Source organism: Nitrincola sp. (assembly GCF_048264025.1).
In the GTDB taxonomy this organism is placed as follows: Bacteria; Pseudomonadota; Gammaproteobacteria; order Pseudomonadales; family Balneatricaceae; genus Nitrincola.
The window spans coordinates 39,428-55,716 of sequence record NZ_JBLXDN010000002.1; the positions used below are offsets into that span (position 1 = coordinate 39,428).

At 51.4% G+C, this 16,289-nt stretch carries 18 protein-coding genes; 7 read left to right on the plus strand and 11 right to left on the minus strand.

Annotated elements, in window-relative coordinates; genetic code table 11:
- Window positions 1-7: 7 nt before the first annotated feature.
- From purH to aroQ, 8 genes are all read right to left on the minus strand, one after another.
- Window positions 8-1,591 carry a bifunctional phosphoribosylaminoimidazolecarboxamide formyltransferase/IMP cyclohydrolase gene (purH, locus tag ACN0R1_RS02290; RefSeq protein ID WP_417579515.1) on the minus strand — a complete coding sequence of 528 codons (1,584 nt, stop codon included), beginning with the start codon at window positions 1,589-1,591 and terminating at the stop codon, window positions 8-10.
- A 33-nt stretch (window positions 1,592-1,624) separates the two neighbouring features.
- Window positions 1,625-1,903, minus strand: a complete 279-nt coding sequence (gene fis, locus ACN0R1_RS02295; protein ID WP_417579956.1) for a DNA-binding transcriptional regulator Fis — start codon at window positions 1,901-1,903, stop codon at window positions 1,625-1,627.
- Between the two features lie 24 nt (window positions 1,904-1,927).
- Window positions 1,928-2,908, minus strand: a complete 981-nt coding sequence (dusB, locus tag ACN0R1_RS02300; protein WP_417579517.1) for a tRNA dihydrouridine synthase DusB — start codon at window positions 2,906-2,908, stop codon at window positions 1,928-1,930.
- 137 nt (window positions 2,909-3,045) lie between these two features.
- A complete protein-coding gene (locus ACN0R1_RS02305; protein ID WP_417579519.1) occupies window positions 3,046-3,798 on the minus strand; it encodes a zinc-ribbon and DUF3426 domain-containing protein in 753 nt (250 codons plus the stop codon).
- Between the two features lie 6 nt (window positions 3,799-3,804).
- Complete coding sequence (gene prmA, locus ACN0R1_RS02310; protein ID WP_417579521.1) at window positions 3,805-4,701, minus strand: 50S ribosomal protein L11 methyltransferase; 897 nt, start codon at window positions 4,699-4,701, stop codon at window positions 3,805-3,807.
- A gap of 60 nt (window positions 4,702-4,761) precedes the next feature.
- Complete coding sequence (gene accC, locus ACN0R1_RS02315; protein ID WP_417579523.1) at window positions 4,762-6,102, minus strand: acetyl-CoA carboxylase biotin carboxylase subunit; 1,341 nt, start codon at window positions 6,100-6,102, stop codon at window positions 4,762-4,764.
- Between the two features lie 31 nt (window positions 6,103-6,133).
- Window positions 6,134-6,583: an acetyl-CoA carboxylase biotin carboxyl carrier protein gene (gene accB, locus ACN0R1_RS02320; protein WP_417579525.1), complete on the minus strand. Its 450-nt coding sequence runs from the start codon at window positions 6,581-6,583 to the stop codon at window positions 6,134-6,136.
- Window positions 6,584-6,623: 40 nt separating this feature from the next.
- Window positions 6,624-7,064, minus strand: coding sequence for a type II 3-dehydroquinate dehydratase (gene aroQ / locus ACN0R1_RS02325; protein WP_417579527.1), 441 nt, complete (start codon window positions 7,062-7,064; stop codon window positions 6,624-6,626).
- A gap of 253 nt (window positions 7,065-7,317) precedes the next feature.
- Between aroQ and ACN0R1_RS02330 the strand changes: the two genes are divergently transcribed.
- On the plus strand, window positions 7,318-8,085 hold the full coding sequence (locus tag ACN0R1_RS02330) for a ParA family protein (RefSeq protein WP_417579529.1): 768 nt from the start codon (window positions 7,318-7,320) through the stop codon (window positions 8,083-8,085).
- Window positions 8,086-8,101: 16 nt separating this feature from the next.
- On the opposite strand, the gene ACN0R1_RS02335 is transcribed toward ACN0R1_RS02330, so the two are convergent.
- Window positions 8,102-8,662, minus strand: a complete 561-nt coding sequence (locus tag ACN0R1_RS02335; RefSeq protein ID WP_417579531.1) for a hypoxanthine-guanine phosphoribosyltransferase — start codon at window positions 8,660-8,662, stop codon at window positions 8,102-8,104.
- A gap of 204 nt (window positions 8,663-8,866) precedes the next feature.
- Between ACN0R1_RS02335 and upp the strand changes: the two genes are divergently transcribed.
- Together upp and ACN0R1_RS02345 are read left to right on the plus strand one after the other, a co-directional pair.
- On the plus strand, window positions 8,867-9,493 hold the full coding sequence (gene upp / locus ACN0R1_RS02340) for a uracil phosphoribosyltransferase (protein ID WP_417579533.1): 627 nt from the start codon (window positions 8,867-8,869) through the stop codon (window positions 9,491-9,493).
- A gap of 103 nt (window positions 9,494-9,596) precedes the next feature.
- The gene (locus ACN0R1_RS02345) at window positions 9,597-10,904 is read left to right on the plus strand and encodes a uracil-xanthine permease family protein (RefSeq protein ID WP_417579535.1); all 1,308 of its coding nucleotides are present in this window, start codon (window positions 9,597-9,599) and stop codon (window positions 10,902-10,904) included.
- 72 nt (window positions 10,905-10,976) lie between these two features.
- On the opposite strand, the gene ppa is transcribed toward ACN0R1_RS02345, so the two are convergent.
- Together ppa and ACN0R1_RS02355 are read right to left on the minus strand one after the other, a co-directional pair.
- Window positions 10,977-11,516, minus strand: coding sequence for an inorganic diphosphatase (gene ppa, locus ACN0R1_RS02350; protein WP_417579537.1), 540 nt, complete (start codon window positions 11,514-11,516; stop codon window positions 10,977-10,979).
- 110 nt (window positions 11,517-11,626) lie between these two features.
- Window positions 11,627-12,601 (minus strand): class 1 fructose-bisphosphatase, encoded by a 975-nt coding sequence (locus ACN0R1_RS02355; protein WP_417579539.1) that lies wholly within the window; start codon window positions 12,599-12,601, stop codon window positions 11,627-11,629.
- A gap of 196 nt (window positions 12,602-12,797) precedes the next feature.
- Here ACN0R1_RS02355 and mpl point away from each other — a divergent pair, with 196 nt between their 5' ends.
- Genes mpl through ACN0R1_RS02375 form a run of 4 tightly spaced genes read left to right on the plus strand, consistent with a single transcriptional unit; the run spans window position 12,798 to window position 16,288 of the window.
- Window positions 12,798-14,168: a UDP-N-acetylmuramate:L-alanyl-gamma-D-glutamyl-meso-diaminopimelate ligase gene (mpl, locus tag ACN0R1_RS02360; RefSeq protein ID WP_417579541.1), complete on the plus strand. Its 1,371-nt coding sequence runs from the start codon at window positions 12,798-12,800 to the stop codon at window positions 14,166-14,168.
- Window positions 14,161-14,784, plus strand: a complete 624-nt coding sequence (locus ACN0R1_RS02365) for a flavin prenyltransferase UbiX (RefSeq protein WP_417579543.1) — start codon at window positions 14,161-14,163, stop codon at window positions 14,782-14,784. The genes mpl and ACN0R1_RS02365 overlap by 8 nt, the downstream gene beginning before the upstream one ends.
- Window positions 14,781-15,467 (plus strand): tRNA (adenosine(37)-N6)-threonylcarbamoyltransferase complex dimerization subunit type 1 TsaB, encoded by a 687-nt coding sequence (gene tsaB, locus ACN0R1_RS02370; RefSeq protein WP_417579545.1) that lies wholly within the window; start codon window positions 14,781-14,783, stop codon window positions 15,465-15,467. Before ACN0R1_RS02365 ends, tsaB begins: the two co-directional genes overlap by 4 nt.
- A complete protein-coding gene (locus tag ACN0R1_RS02375; protein WP_417579547.1) occupies window positions 15,467-16,288 on the plus strand; it encodes an undecaprenyl-diphosphate phosphatase in 822 nt (273 codons plus the stop codon). Before tsaB ends, ACN0R1_RS02375 begins: the two co-directional genes overlap by 1 nt.
- Window position 16,289 lies beyond the last annotated feature (1 nt).

Consider the following 16,289-nt stretch of genomic DNA (forward strand, 5'->3'; position numbering starts at 1 on the left):
AACCGGATTAATGACGGAAATGGCGCATACCTGTAAAGACCATCGCCATGCCGTGCTCATTGGCGGCATCGATCACTTCTTGATCACGCATAGAACCACCCGGTTGTATCACCGCGGTGATGCCAGCTTCTGCGGCTGAGTCTATGCCATCGCGGAAGGGGAAGAAGGCATCTGAAGCCATGACTGAGCCTTTGACTTCGAGTGCTTCATCCGCCGCTTTAATGGCGGCGATGCGGGCTGAATAAACGCGGCTCATCTGGCCAGCCCCTATGCCGATGGTCTGTCCGTCACGAGCATAGACGATGGCATTGGACTTGACGAATTTAGCCACTTCCCAGCAGAACAACAGATCACGGATCTCTTGTTCGGAAGGTTGACGTTCAGTGACAATTTTCAGTTGTGATACATCGATCATGCCGATATCACGGTCCTGAATTAGCAAGCCTCCGTTGACGCGTTTGTAGTCGAAGGCTGCACTACGTTGTTCACTCCATTCACCGCATTCCAACAAGCGCACATTCGGCTTGGCAGCGACTATCTCTGACGCTTCTGCGCTGACTGTTGGGGCAATAATAACTTCAACAAACTGACGATCCACGATGGCCTGTGCCGTTTTGCCATCCAGTTCGCGGTTAAAGGCGATGATACCACCGAAGGCGGATGTCGGGTCGGTCTGAAAGGCGCGGTTATAGGCTTCCAGCAGATTGTCACCGATCGCCACGCCACAAGGATTGGCGTGTTTTACAATTACGCAGGCTGGCTCACGGAAGGGTTTGACGCATTCCAGCGCCGCATCTGTGTCAGCAACATTGTTGTAAGACAGAGCTTTACCCTGCACCTGACGTGCTGTGGCAACAGAGGGCTCAGATGGGTTGGCCTCGACATAGAAGGCGGCCTTCTGATGTGGGTTTTCGCCATAGCGCATTTCTTGTGCTTTGATGAACTGGGTGTTGAACGTGCGTGGGAAATTGGCCGGTTCCAGTTCATCGCCTTCAATGACGGTACCCAGGTAGTTGGCGATCATGCCATCGTAGGCAGCGGTGTGTTCGAAGGCTTTGATAGCGAGGTCAAAGCGGGTGGCATGGGTCAGTCCTTGAGACGCATCCAGCTCGTGAATGATGCTGTCATAATCATCTGCATTAACAACTATGGCCACATCCTTGTGGTTTTTAGCCGCGGAACGCACCATGGTTGGGCCACCAATATCAATATTCTCTATGGCCATGGCCAGATCACAATCTGGACGCGCGATGGTTTCTGCAAACGGGTAGAGGTTGACGACAACCATATCAATCGGTGCGATGGCATGCTCCGCCATAATGGCGTCGTCCTGACCACGGCGTCCCAAAATACCACCGTGAATTTTTGGATGCAGGGTCTTGACGCGTCCATCCATCATTTCTGGAAAGCCGGTGTGATCAGACACTTCAATGGCTGGAATTTGATGCTCACGCAGCAGTTTGTAGGTGCCGCCAGTGGACAGAATTTCTACACCTCTATCGCTAAGCGCTTTGGCAAATTCGGTAATACCAGTTTTATCAGATACGCTGATCAGCGCACGGCGAACTTGGGTGACAGGGAGCTGTGACATAAGTTTATTCAGACCAGATTGTGGGTTCGAAAATTACAGGAGACCGTACTGTTTCAATTTCTTTCGCAGGGTGCCACGGTTCAGACCGAGCAATTCAGACGCTTTGGTCTGGTTATCTTTAGTGTAGTTCATAACACTCTCAAACAGCGGTGCTTCAATTTCTGACAGCACCATTTGGTACACATCAGTAACCGGTTGCCCATCAAGCTGCTTGAAGTAGCTGATCATAGACTGGTGCACATTGTCACGCAGTGTTTGAGGAGGTGTTGTCTGCTGTGTGAGAGCGGCGTTTTTCACAACTTTGTTATCCATTGCGTTCATAAGCTTATCCTGATGTCAGGCAGCAGTGCGACACTGGGCCGCTAAAAACTCGGCCAAGGTACTGCTCTGGAGTTCTGCTGATTCGATTGTATTAAAGTGCTTCCGAAAAGCCTGTCCCTGCTCGAAGTGTTGCATGTACCAGCCTATATGTTTGCGGGAGATTCTTACACCCAGTAGCTCACCATAAAAAAGGTGTAGTTCCTGCAAATGTTGCTGCATGATTTTACTGATCTCATTCAGGCTGGCTGATGGCAATAACTGACCAGTTTGCAGATAGTGGCTAATCTCCCGAAACAGCCAGGGGCGCCCTTGAGCAGCACGTCCGATCATAACGGCGTTGGCACCGGTTTTTTCCAGCACGCCTTTGGCTTTCTCCGGAGAGTTGATGTCGCCATTGGCAAACAGGGGTATCTCAATGACATCACGAATACGCGCAAGTGTGTCGTATTCGGCTTCACCTCGATAGCCATCGGTACGCGTCCGGCCATGTACGGCCAGTGCTTGAATGCCTACAGCTTGAGCCATCCGGGCCAGTTCTACCGCATTGCGGCTGTCGTGGCACCAGCCAGTGCGCATTTTCAGCGTAACCGGCAGATCGACAGCCTTTACCACAGCTTCAAGAATGTTTTTCACCAGTTCAGGTTCACGCATCAGTGCAGAACCTGCGGCCCGGTTACAAACTTTCTTTGCCGGGCATCCCATATTGATATCGATAATCTGGGCTCCACGCGCCGCATTCATCCGAGCGGCCTCAGCCATCATAACCGGATCGGCCCCAGCAATTTGAACAGAGCGCGGGGCTATTTCACCGGTATGATCCAGGCGATAGGCTGATTTGCGTGTTTTCCAGAAAGCGGTATCGGATATGACCATTTCGGATACAGTCATGCCTGCACCTAGCCGACGACATAGCTGTCGATAGGGCCGGTCAGTAATCCCTGCCATGGGAGCCAGGATCACCTTGCTGTTAATGCTGTAGGGGCCGATCCGGAACATGCAATACCTTAATGGGTCAGATAACATCCGACACTTGCGTGCCGTAACAGGGTAGTTTCTCGGAAGGGGGACAATGATACCCCTTAAGTGCGGGTGCTCCAAGTCGAATCTGATGATTTTTTGATCTGTTGCTAAGTTCAGCGAGCCGCGACCGGGAGCCAATCCAGTTCATAGCCTAAATATCCAGCGGCAGGACGCTGAAGCAACAGACGAAATGTCTGCCGTTGTCCTGGCTGCAGTCGGGTCGTCGCATCGCCTGGAAGGTAAGCCTCGGGTTGAAAATCACTGGCGGCCACTATGCGCCCACTGGCATCGGTAAACTGTAATCGCATCACGGGCAGTGGCACTGGGAGTGGGCTGGTATTGGTCAGCCCGGTTAATACTTCCAGGACGTCTGGCTGCTCTGCCTGGCTGCGTACCAGCAAGTGTGATGTCTGTAACCAGGCTAGGCTGTGATGACTGGGTAAAGTACAGTCCAGTTGTTCGCAAAGCATACTATAGAGTGGAACGAGTAGCGGCTCCTGTGCCAGCTTGGCACGTTCAAACCAGAGATACTGGCCAGCCAATAGCAGTAATGCCAGAAAGGATCCAGTCATAGCGAGTTTTTGTGAGGGTGCCGGTAGCCTGGTTGCAGGGCTGAGTTCTGGCGGATCCAACGGCATTTGCCGGAGCAAAGTCAGTGGATCAGTTTTGGGTTTGAGGTTTTCTGGCGGTGGTGTGGGTGGTGCTGCCGGTACTGCCGGTACTGCCGATGGCTCTGTCGGGTTGACTGCACTGAAAACAGTTAAACACTGGCCGCATCTGACCCGGCCCTTGGCAACCTTTAGTTGTCCTTGGGAGACACTGTAGCGTGTCTGGCAGGTGGGGCATTGTGCGACCAGTTTTTTCATCGCAGGTTACCGACGTATGGCTGTGATGCGGATCCAGTTGTCCTTCTCGACGGGTTCATCCACGATGAAACTATCGGCATAGGCCGCCTGAATTTCGCTAGCCTGATGCTGCAGCAGGCCGGATAACAGTAGCTTGCCACCCGGTTTGAGTAGCGCGGCAAAAACCGGTTTGAGTTGAACCAGAGGACCTGCCAGTATGTTGGCAATCAGTAGCTCTGCCTGGAGTGGCGGAACCTGTTCAGGTAGATAAGCGGTCAGTTTGGCATCTGAAAGCTGGTTTCGAGACAGATTGTCGCGGGTGGCGGTCAGCGCCTGCTGATCGATATCAACGGCAACGACTGACTCGGCCCCCAATAAGAGTGCTGCAATACCCAGAATGCCGGAACCGCAGCCGTAATCTATCACCTGAAGCCCCTCCAGCGCTTGAGCATCCAGCCATTCCAGGCATAGCGCCGTGGTTGGGTGGGTGCCAGTGCCGAAGGCCAGTCCAGGGTCCAGCAGCAGGTTTACGGCAGTTGGATCAGGCACATCACGCCAGCTGGGGCAGACCCATAGACGCTGACCAAAACGCATGGGGTGGTAGGTATCCATCCAGGCGCGTTCCCAGTCTTTGTCTTCAAGAATTTCAGCATTTACCTGCGGGATAGACTGAGCGCCGCTAATGCGTGTGCGTAGTTCTGTACGGATATAGGCAAGAGTGGATTCCAGATCATACTCAGCGGAAAAAAGACCAGTGACTACGGTGGACTGCCATAACGGCGTAGTGCCCAGATCTGGCTCGAAAATCGGGTTGTCTTCGGCATCCTGAAAGGTTACGGCGGCACAGCCAGCTTCCAGTAGCAGGTCTTCAAATAGTTCGGCCTGATCGGGCGAGGTGGGGATGGTAATCTGCAGCCATGACATAGTGTAGTTTCCTGAAACAAAAGCCCGCAACAGCGGGCTTTCAGAAGAGTAGGCCGGACGTTACAGTCCGAGCTTTTTCTCCAAGTAGTGAATGTTAACACCGCCTTTGGCAAAGTTGGCATCGCGGACAATTTCCATGTGCAGTGGAATGTTTGTACGTATTCCATCAATCATGGTTTCATCCAGTGCGTTCTGCATACGTTTCAGTGCGATAGTGCGGTCTTCGCCATAGCTGATCAGTTTGGCGATCAGTGAATCGTAGTGAGGCGGTACGGTATAGCCGTCATACAGGTGTGAATCAACACGAATACCATTACCACCTGGTGCATGAAAATGCGAAATCTTGCCAGGGCAGGGCAGGAAGGTTTTCGGATCCTCTGCATTGATACGGCATTCAAACGCGTGCCCGCGAAGCTGAATGTCTTCCTGTTTGAATGACAGCGGTATGCCAGAGGCAATCTTCAACTGCTCCTTGACGATGTCGATACCCGTTACCATCTCCGTCACCGGATGCTCTACCTGAACGCGGGTGTTCATTTCGATGAAATAGAAGTTGCCATCTTCGTAGAGGAACTCAAAGGTTCCCGCGCCACGGTAGCCTATGTGTAGACAGGCGTCTACGCAGGACTTGAAGACTTTTTGACGGGCTTGCTCATCGATCATGGGAGCCGGTGCTTCTTCGACAACCTTCTGGTGGCGGCGCTGCATAGAGCAGTCTCGGTCATATAGATGCACTGCATTGCCTTGTCCATCGGCGAGAACCTGGATTTCCACATGGCGTGGGTTTTCCAGAAATTTCTCCATATACAGGGTGTCATCACCAAAAGCAGCGCCCGCTTCAGAGCGGGTCACATGAATGGCATTCAGCAAGCTGGCTTCCGAGTGAACCACGCGCATACCACGACCACCACCACCGGCAGCGGCTTTAACTATCACCGGATAGCCTATGCGCTCAGCGATAGCGTAGAGCTCTGTGCTGTCATCAGGGAGTGGGCCGTCAGATCCAGGTACGGTGGGTACACCGGCCTTTTTCATCGCTGCAATAGCGGAGACCTTGTCGCCCATCAGGCGAATAACATCGGCTGTCGGGCCGATAAAGGTAAAGCCTGAGCGCTCTACTTGCTCAGCAAAGGCGGCACTTTCAGCCAGAAAACCATAACCTGGATGAATGCCAATACTGTCCGTCACTTCGGCTGCACTGATAAGTGCAGGAATATTCAGGTAGCTTTTGTTAGAAGGCGCCGGACCAATACAAACGGCTTCATCAGCCAGTCGTACATGCATCAGGTCCCGGTCAGGCTGCGAATGCACGGCAACGGTGCGAATACCCAGCTCCTTGCATGCCCGCAGAATACGCAGTGCTATTTCACCACGGTTTGCAATCAGCACTTTTTCCAGCATCTTGAAAAGATCCTTGCGTCAGTATATTTGATCAGACAATGGTAAACAGGGGCTGATCATACTCAACCGGCTGTCCGTCTTCGACCAGTATGGCTTCGATGACACCGGCCTTGTCGGATTCAATCTGGTTCATCATCTTCATCGCTTCAACGATGCAGATCACATCACCCACTTTGATAGACTTACCTACCTCGGCAAATGCGGGTGAGCTGGGTGAAGGTGATGAGTAGAAGGTTCCGACCATCGGTGAGCGAACCACATGACCACGAGGGGCGGCTTCAGCCGCTTTTTCAGGTTCGGCTGCCGGTGCTTGTTGTATTGGCGGCTGCTGATAAATTGGTGCCTGCTGATATATCGGGGCTGAGGTGACTGTGCCGCCACGACTTATGCGAACAGACTCTTCGCCTTCTTTGATTTCAATTTCGTTAATGTTTGATTCTTCAAGCAGCTCAATGAGCTTTTTAACTTTACGAATATCCATTCTTTTCGCTTCTCTGGTTGGGAGTGACGGTAAAAATTAGTTAAAGCTTCAAGCTGTTCAGTGCAGCTTGAAGGGCAAAACGATAGCCATCTGTGCCAAGTCCACAGATAACCCCTCGAGCCAAATCCGACAGATAGGAATGATGCCGGAAGGGCTCTCGGGCGTGAACATTGGACAGATGTATTTCAATAAATGGAATAGCAACGCCTGCCAACGCATCCCGCAGCGCAATGCTGGTATGTGTATAGGCGGCTGGGTTGATCAGAATAAAGTCTATCTTCTCATCACGGGCCTGGTGTATACGCTCAATCAGCGCATGCTCGGCATTGCTCTGAAAGCAATAAAGTTCGGCACCCAGTTGTTTCGCTTCAAGGGTTAAAGCGGTTTCAATATCCTGCAGACGCTGGCTTCCATAAATGTGGGGCTCGCGCGTGCCCAGCAGGTTTAGATTGGGGCCGTTAATAAGCAGTAATTTAACCATAAGCAGGCCGTATTCTGTCCCCATGCGATAAAAGTCGTAGTTTGCCTGAAATTGGACAGTGTGTCTATTTTGTTCGGGTGGAATTGTCTGATAGCTGCCAGTTAGCCGAAGTTAAGCGCATTTAGCTAGAGGGGCATGTCGAGAGGATCGCTCTGAGACTTTCAGACCGTTGACCGGTAAGGGCCATTCGTAGCATAGTGCGATAGGATTTTCAGGGCAGAAGCAAATGGCGTTTCGCATCGGAGTATAGGTTATGATTCGTGTGGTGTTTAATCAGAAAGGTGGTGTAGGTAAGTCAAGTATTGCTGTTAATCTGGCGGCTATCAGTGCGTTTAAGGGGCAGAAAACGCTGGTTATTGACCTGGATCCTCAGTGTAACTCGACGCATTACCTGTTGGGTGATGACTCCAATTTACCTCAGACCGATGTGCGCGATTTTTTTGAGCAGACGTTGTCCTTTCAACTGAAGCCGCATCCAGCAATGAATTATGTCCATGAAACGCCGTTTGAAAACCTCTGGCTGTTGCCATCCAATCCTGATTTGACGGATTTGCAATCGAAGCTGGAAAGTAAGCACAAAATTTATAAGTTACGTGATGCCTTAACCGAGCTGCGTGACAGCTTTGATGTCATTTATATTGATACACCCCCCGCATTCAACTTCTTTACCTTGTCAGCATTAGCCGGTGCTGAGCGTTGCCTGATTCCATTTGATTGTGACGAGTTTGCGCGACAGGCGCTATACAGTCTGCTCAACAATATTGAAGAAACCCGTGCCGATCATAATTCGGATTTAGTCGTTGAAGGGATAGTGGTCAATCAGTTTCAGCCACGGGCATCCCTGCCGCGACGTATGGTGGAAGAGCTGGAAAATGAAACGGTTCCGGTCATGCGCTCACGCATTTCTTCCTCAGTGAAAATGAAAGAATCGCATAATGCGGCCAGTCCATTGATTCACATGGCACCCACTCACAAGCTAACCCAAGAGTTTCTGGCGCTCTATGAGGAGATTCACGGCTGAGCTTTTTATACCTCTGTTATAACCCTTTGACGGCGAAAATGCCGGGGGCATTCCGCCAGTAGCCTTTGTAATCCATGCCGTAGCCGAAGATGTAGCGGTCTTCAATTTCCAGGCCAGTAAATTCGGCCTTTAGCCCAGGCTGGGCCTTGCGGTCATGGCGTTTGTCGATTAATACCGCCGAGTACACGGCGCTGGCGCCTTCGCGTCGGCAGTGATCCATGATTTCAACCAGGGTGTGACCTTCATCCAAAATGTCATCAACAATCAGTACCGGGCGGCCACGAAACACTGACATGGGAGGGACTTTCCATTCAAGCGAGTGACCTGACGTGGTGTTGCGGTAACGTGTGGCATGCAGATAGCTGGCTTCAAGGGGGAAATTCAACCGAGTTAGCAGTTGCCCGGTTATCACTAGCCCACCATTCATTACGCAGAAAACTACTGGGTTCTGCTCACTCAGCGAAGCACTGATCGCCTCGGCCATGCGGTTGATGGCCTGGTCCACTTGTTCACTACTAAACAGCAGATCGGCTTCCTGATAGACCTGCTTGATTTCGTCCAATTCAAACTGTGTCATGCGTTTGGCTCTTTCATGTCGACTAAAAACCCTGAAGCATTCGGGGTCAATAAACGCAGAACAATACTGATCTGATCAGCAAAGGGCAACCGTCTTTATTGCAGATATCCGCTAAATTGATTGAAATGCGCCGGTGTTTCCCTAAGAATTGCAGGCATTGAACTATCTTTGGCTGGATTAACTGAATAGATCGAGAGGTTTGGCATGAGTCTGCATGAAATACAGCATCCATTGGTACAGCATAAGCTGGGGTTAATGCGGTCTGTTGATAAAAGTACCCGTGGGTTTAGGCAGTTGGCTGCTGAGGTCGGCTGTCTGCTGACTTATGAGGCCACCAAGGATCTGGAACTGGAACCCTATGAAATTGAGGGTTGGAATGGTCCGGTTACAGTGCAGCGTATCAAGGGGAAAAAAATCACCGTAGTGCCGATTCTACGTGCCGGTCTGGGCATGCTGGATGGTGTGTTGGAGCTGGTGCCCAGTGCAAAGATCTCCGTGGTCGGGGTATACCGAGATGAGGAAACTCTGGAACCGGTTACCTATTTTGAGAAGCTGGCCAGTGATATCGACTCACGTATGGCGTTAATTGTCGATCCGATGCTGGCAACTGGTGGCTCGATGATCGCGACTATCGACATGCTCAAAAAAGCCGGTTGCAGCAGTATACGTGCACTGGTGTTGGTGGCCGCACCAGAAGGCATCAAGAAGGTTACGTCAGCGCATCCGGATGTGGATATCTTTACTGCCGCTGTAGATTCTCATCTGAATGAGCAGGGGTATATTATTCCTGGGCTGGGTGATGCTGGCGATAAGATTTTTGGTACACGGTAAGGTGTGACTCTGGTTTGGCAATTAGGCAAATATCGCTGAGTGTCGTTCTCAGGAACTGACATAGGCTTTGTCTGAAATATTCTACTTTATAAAGGAATCAACGATGCGTGAATCAACGGCGGGTACAGATAAGCCTTTTCACTGGCGCACCGCATTGGCTGGCTCACAAATGCTGTTTGTGGCATTTGGTGCCTTGGTGCTGATGCCGCTATTGACCGGCCTGGATCCAAGTGTGGCGCTGTTTACCGCCGGTATGGGAACCTTGCTTTTCCATCTTATTACCGGCGCCAGCGTGCCGATCTTTCTGGCATCGTCTTTTGTATTTATTGCTCCGATTGTGTTTTCAGTTCAAACCTGGGGTGTGCCAGCCACCATGGGGGCCTTATTTGCCGCCGGTATTGCCTATATGTGCCTGGCAGCCATGGTGCGTATTAAAGGTGTGGGGTTTTTGCACCGCCTTTTGCCACCGGTGGTGACTGGGCCGGTGATCATGATTATCGGTCTGGGTTTAGCGCCGATTGCTGTCAATATGGCTATGGGTAAAGCGGGGGATGGTTCATTCGAGATCTATCCCTATCAGGATGCCATGATCGTAGCGATGGCCGCTCTGGTGACGACCGGCGCGGTGGCTGTATTTGCACACGGCATATTTCGCCTGCTACCAATACTCTGTGGTGTGGTGGTTGGTTATATTGCGGCCTGGATAATGGGTATGGTGGATCTGGCGGCTGTGCAGGATGCACCACTACTGGCTATGCCTGCGTTTATCATGCCTGAATTTCATTTGCAGGCCATACTTTTCATGATTCCTGTTGCCATTGCTCCAGCTATCGAGCATGTAGGCGATATGATCGCAATCAGTAACGTGACAGGTAAGGATTACGTAAAAAAACCGGGCCTGCATCGTACCTTGTTTGGTGATGGTGTGGCGACCTCGGCGGCAGCGCTGTTTGGTGGTCCGCCAAACACCACCTATTCTGAGGTGACAGGTGCGGTCATGCTGACACGGGCATTCAATCCAATCATTATGATATGGGCTGCTGGTTTTGCCATATTGCTGGCGTTTGTGGCCAAATTTGGCATGTTGTTGCAGACCATACCTACGCCAGTCATGGGTGGCATATTGATTCTGTTGTTTGGCTCTATTGCGGCGGTGGGTATGAATACACTGATCAAGGCGCGTGTGGATATGGCTGAGCAGCGTAATCTGGTGATCGTGGCAACTGTATTGGTATTTGGTATAGGTGGTATGGCGTTAGGTGATGGAGAGATGAGTCTGCAGGGTGTCAGTCTATGCGGTATTGTTGCCATAGTGCTGAACCTGATTCTGCCAGCCAGTCATAAGGACGATGATGATCTTCACGTGGAGCAGGAAGTGGTTGAAGACTTGGTTAAGCACGCCCGGGACTAATGCTTGATAGCTCCCCCTCCCTCTCTCCAGCAAGTATCTATGGGAGGAGGGAGGTGGTGCCAGGATTCAGGTTTATTTTTTAGCGTCTGCTTCGTAAGCGGCAACGGAGTCCATAATGGCCTGGCGTGCGGCATCGGCATTAGACCAGCCTTCAACCTTGACCCATTTACCGACTTCCAGCTTTTTGTAGTTTTCGAAAAAGTGGGCAATGCGGTCTTTGGTCAGCTGTGGCAGGTCTTCAACATCCTGGATATCGCCATAGGCTTTGGACAGCTTTTCGTGTGGCACGGCAACCAACTTGGCATCTTCACCGGCTTCATCGGTCATGTTGAGAATGCCAACCGGGCGGCAGCGAATTACAGAGCCTACAACAACCGGGTAAGGTGTAATTACTAGCACGTCGAGCGCGTCGCCGTCATCAGCCAAGGTGTGGTTGATGTAGCCATAGTTGGCTGGGTAAAACATTGGGGCTGCCATGAAACGGTCTACGAATACCGCATCAGAGTCTTTATCTATTTCGTATTTAACCGGCGAGCTTTCAGCCGGGATCTCGATGACGACGTAAATATCATTCGGCAGGTCTTTGCCTGAAGGTACGTTTACAAAGCTCATGGGTAGGTTCCTGTGATAACAGTTAAAAAATAATTCCGGCTAATGCGTATAGTTTAAAGGCTGAACTGCACGCTCGCTATACGACTTAGGGTCAGTCAGCCTGTTATTTTTCACTCAGGTTTTTGGTGGTACTCGACCAGCGCTTTAACTTCATCACGTGATCCCAGTGCCACGGATACACGCTGATGTATGTGCTCAGGCTGAATTTCCATGATGCGCTCATAGCAGGTACTGGATACACCGCCTGCCTGTTCAATCAGCATGCTCATCGGATTGCCCTCGTACATCAAGCGGAGCTTGCCGGGTTTTTTCGGATCGCGCGAATCCCAGGGGTAGGTAAACATGCCGCCTCGGGTCAGAATACGATGCACTTCAGCCACCATCGAGGCGATCCAGCGCATATTGTAGTTTTGCGCGCGGGGGCCTTCGGTGCCTGCCAGAAGGTCATCAATATAGCTGCGCATGGCGGGTTCCCAGAAACGCTGGTTGGACATGTTGATGGCAAACTCAGCTGTTGTTTCCGGTACGGTCACATCTTCCTGCGTTAGCAGGAAGTCACCCGTATGTGCCAGGGTAAACATGTTGACACCGTCACCAGTGGTCAAGGACAGAACGGCATGCGGTCCGTAGAGGACATAGCCTGCTGCCAGCTGTTGGGTGCCTGGTTGTAGAAACAACGAATCGGAATCTTCATGTTCACCCTGTGGTGCTTCCAATACCGAGAAAATGGTGCCAACAGATACATTGATATCTATATTGGATGAACCATCCAGCGGGTCAAACGTAACCAGAAACCGTCCTTCGGGATTGCCGAAGACCGCATGATCCTCTTCTTCAGAGGCTACTCCACGTACCAACGGGTTATCCAAAAGAACTTTTTTCAGGATTTCATTGGCGATAATATCGAGTTTTTTCTGAGTTTCGCCCTGAACATTGGTATTGTCTGATATGCCCAGCACACCAGCTAGCTCTCCTTCACGCAGTTGCAGCGCAATTTCCTTGCAGGCAAGCATGAGGGTATCAATGAGCTCAATGAGTTCAGTGTCGATTTTTTTGTGCTTAAGAAAATTGCTCAGCAGTTGCATGGCGTGCTCGGTCCCCAGCATGAATTACAGGCAGATGTGTGTGTTCCTTACAATAGCATCGATTGTACGCGAAAAAAGGTACAAATGCATAATCACGTCTGGCTAAAAAAAGACAATGCTGCGTTTGCGTAAGGGATAAACAGATTTAGGTAAAACTGTTATGATCTGAGACGTTTTTCTGAGGACGGATTTAAAGGTGCATATTCATATTCTTGGTATCTGCGGAACCTTCATGGGATCGCTGGCTATATTGGCGCGGGAAGCGGGTCATCGAGTGACCGGTTCGGATCAAAACGTCTATCCGCCCATGAGTACGCAATTAGAAACACAGGGCATTGAGTTGATTCAAGGCTATGATCCTGCCCAGTTACGACCGGCTCCGGATCTGATTATTGTGGGTAATGCCATGTCTCGCGGTAATCCCTGTGTTGAGTACATGTTAGAACAGGGGCTACCTTATACCTCTGGTCCGCAGTGGTTGCATGACCATCTGCTGCCCGGGCGCTGGGTGTTGGCCGTTGCCGGAACACATGGTAAAACGACGACAGCGACCATGCTGGCCTGGATTCTGGATCAGGCCGGTATGGCACCCGGGTTTCTGATTGGTGGTGTACCGCAAGGCTTTGACTGCTCTGCCAGGTTGGGTGAAACGCCATTTTTTGTGATCGAAGCCGATGAATACGATACCGCCTTTTTCGATAAGCGTTCCAAGTTTGTTCATTATCAACCGCGCACGCTGATTATGAATAACTTGGAATATGATCATGCTGACATTTTCCCGGATCTGGCGGCGATTCAGCGACAGTTCCATCACCTGAATCGCCTGGTGCCGGGTAAAGGGTTGTTGATACGCCCAGCTGGAGTGGCGGCACTGGATGAAGTGGTCGAAATGGGCTGCTGGAGTGAACAACAACTCACTGGCTTGAACAGCCAGGCCGAGTGGTCAGCGCAGTTGCTGCAGCCGGATGGTAGTTGCTTCGCTGTGTACCATCAGGGAGAAAAACTGGGTGAAGTCAGTTGGTCGCTTAGCGGTGATCACAATGTCATGAATGGCTTGAATGCTCTGGTCGCCGCACGCCATGTTGGTGTGCTGCCGTCGCAGGCTATTCAGGCACTGAGCGCCTTTTCCGGCGTCAAGCGACGTATGGAGCTGTTGGGGCAGGTCGGTGGGGTGAGTGTGTACGATGATTTTGCTCACCATCCCACCGCCATTGCGACTACACTGGCAGGGCTGCGTGCCCAGATTGGTGACGCCCCCTTGGTAGCGGTAATTGAACCGCGTTCCAATACCATGCGCCTGGGCTCACATAGTGACAGGTTGATGGCATCGACTCAGCAGGCTGATCAGGTTTTCTGGTATCAACCGCCGGCGATGGACTGGTCCCTGGCGTCGCTTGCCGCTGCCTGTCCGGTGCCCTCGGAGGTCTATGGCGATATAGATCAATTGGTTAAGCGACTGGTGCAACAAGCTCGCCCAGGCATGCATCTGGTGATCATGTCCAATGGCGGCTTTGCGGGTATTCATACTAAACTTTTGACCGCTCTTAAGGAGCTGCCGAATGACTGATGCGTTTAAAGGGCGTGTGACGCTGGCTCTGACAGGTGCGTCGGGTGTGCAGTATGGTTTGCGCCTGCTGCAGTGCTTGTTGCAAGCTGACTATCAGGTGATGATGATGGTTTCCAAAGCGGCCCAGGTGGTCGTGGCAACAGAAACCGATATTAATCTGCCGGGTACTCCGGACGCTCAACAAACCTTTTTGTCCGCACATTATCAAGCGAAGCCTGATCAGTTGCGGGTATTTGGTCGCGAGCAGTGGCTGGCACCGGTGGCGTCAGGTTCTGGTGCTCCGTCAGCGATGGTGGTGTGTCCCTGCAGTACCGGCAGCCTGTCTGCTATAGCTACGGGTGCCAGTAATAATTTGATTGAACGTGCTGCTGATGTGGCGCTGAAAGAGCGTCGAAAATTGATTTTGGTACCACGCGAGGCACCCTATTCCACTGTTCATCTGGAACACATGCTCAAGCTTTCACAGCAAGGGGTTGTGATTCTGCCGGCTTCGCCCGGTTTTTATCACCGACCAGACAGTGTCGAAGCCATGGTCGACTTTGTGGTGGCACGTATTCTTAATCAATTGGGTATCGAGCAGACGTTGCTGCCGCGCTGGGGAGAAACATATTTATGACACGAATACTGGCTTTGGATACCTCAACGGATGCCTGTTCTGTAGCCTTAATGGATGGGCAGTCGGTGCGTGAGGATTTTCGCATCGAGCCGCGTCGACATACCCACCTGTTGCTGCCGATGGTGGATGCAATGCTGGCTGATTCAGGCTTGCGTGTACAGGATCTGGATGCGATTGCCTTTGGGCGTGGGCCTGGTTCTTTTGCTGGTATTCGTATTGCTACAGGTGCGGCGCAAGGTTTGGCGCTAGCGGCTGATTTACCCCTGATTCCTGTTTCAACCCTAAGCGCACTGGCGCTGGACGCAACAGATCGCTATCCAGAGGCTGTGGTTTTGGCGGCACTGGATGCACGCATGGATGAAGTGTATTGGTCGGTATGTGCGCGTAACGGTGATGGTATTCAAGTGCTTCAAGCTGAGTCAGTGTCCTCTCCGGCAGCGGTGCGGCTGAATGAATTTGAGTCGGTGTTGGTCGCTGTGGGCAGTGGTTTGCGTTATGTGGAACAAATGCCTCCCGAAAGTATCAGACAATTCCAACAGGTGGATAGTGAGTGTTATCCCCATGCGGCCAGTATGTTGAAATTGGCGATGATTGAACTGCAGGCTGGCGCTGTGATGGCACCAGAGGATGCGCAGCCTGTTTATCTCAGAGATCAAGTAGCCTGGAAGAAGAAGGATCAATAATGCCTATTAGTGAATGGATTCAAGTTGCTGTATTGGCTTTGATACAGGGCTTGTCTGAGTTTTTGCCAATTTCAAGTTCTGCGCACTTGATACTGCCTGCTCAACTGCTCAATTGGGAAGATCAAGGATTGGCATTTGATGTCGGTGTGCATTTGGGTACGCTCTGTGCGGTACTAGTGTACTTTCGCCATGATCTGACCCGGATGTTCTTTGCCTGGATAGCGTCTATCCGAGGGCATCAGAGTGCGGATGGGACGCTGAGCTGGTTGGTGGTTCTGGGTACGATTCCGGCGGTGATTGCTGGCTTCTTTTTTGTCAGCCTGATCGAAACCTGGGGACGTTCAATTCTGGTGATTGCAGCGACAACTTTGCTGTTTGCTGCGGTGATGGCGTGGGCTGATATGCAGCGCAAAGAACAGCGCGATATTGGCCATTTGAAAGTCAGAGATGCCATCTGGATAGGTTTGGCGCAGGCGATGGCGTTGATTCCTGGCACTTCACGTTCAGGTGCGACGATTACCGCTGCCTTGATACTTGGTTTTGATCGAGCTACAGCAGCACGCTTTTCATTTTTGCTCTCCATTCCGGTGACACTTGGTGCTTGTGTGATGATGGCGACCCGAATTACTTCGGGACAAAGTATTCTGCCACTGGAAATGCTGTTTGCTGGTGCGGTGATCGCTGGTATCAGTGCCTGGACATGTATCCATCTGTTTCTGAAGTGGATAGCTCGTATTGGCATGATGCCTTTTGTAGTTTATAGAGTGGTACTTGGTGTTGTGTTGCTATTCATCTATTTCAACTTACCGGAGCTGGCTTAGG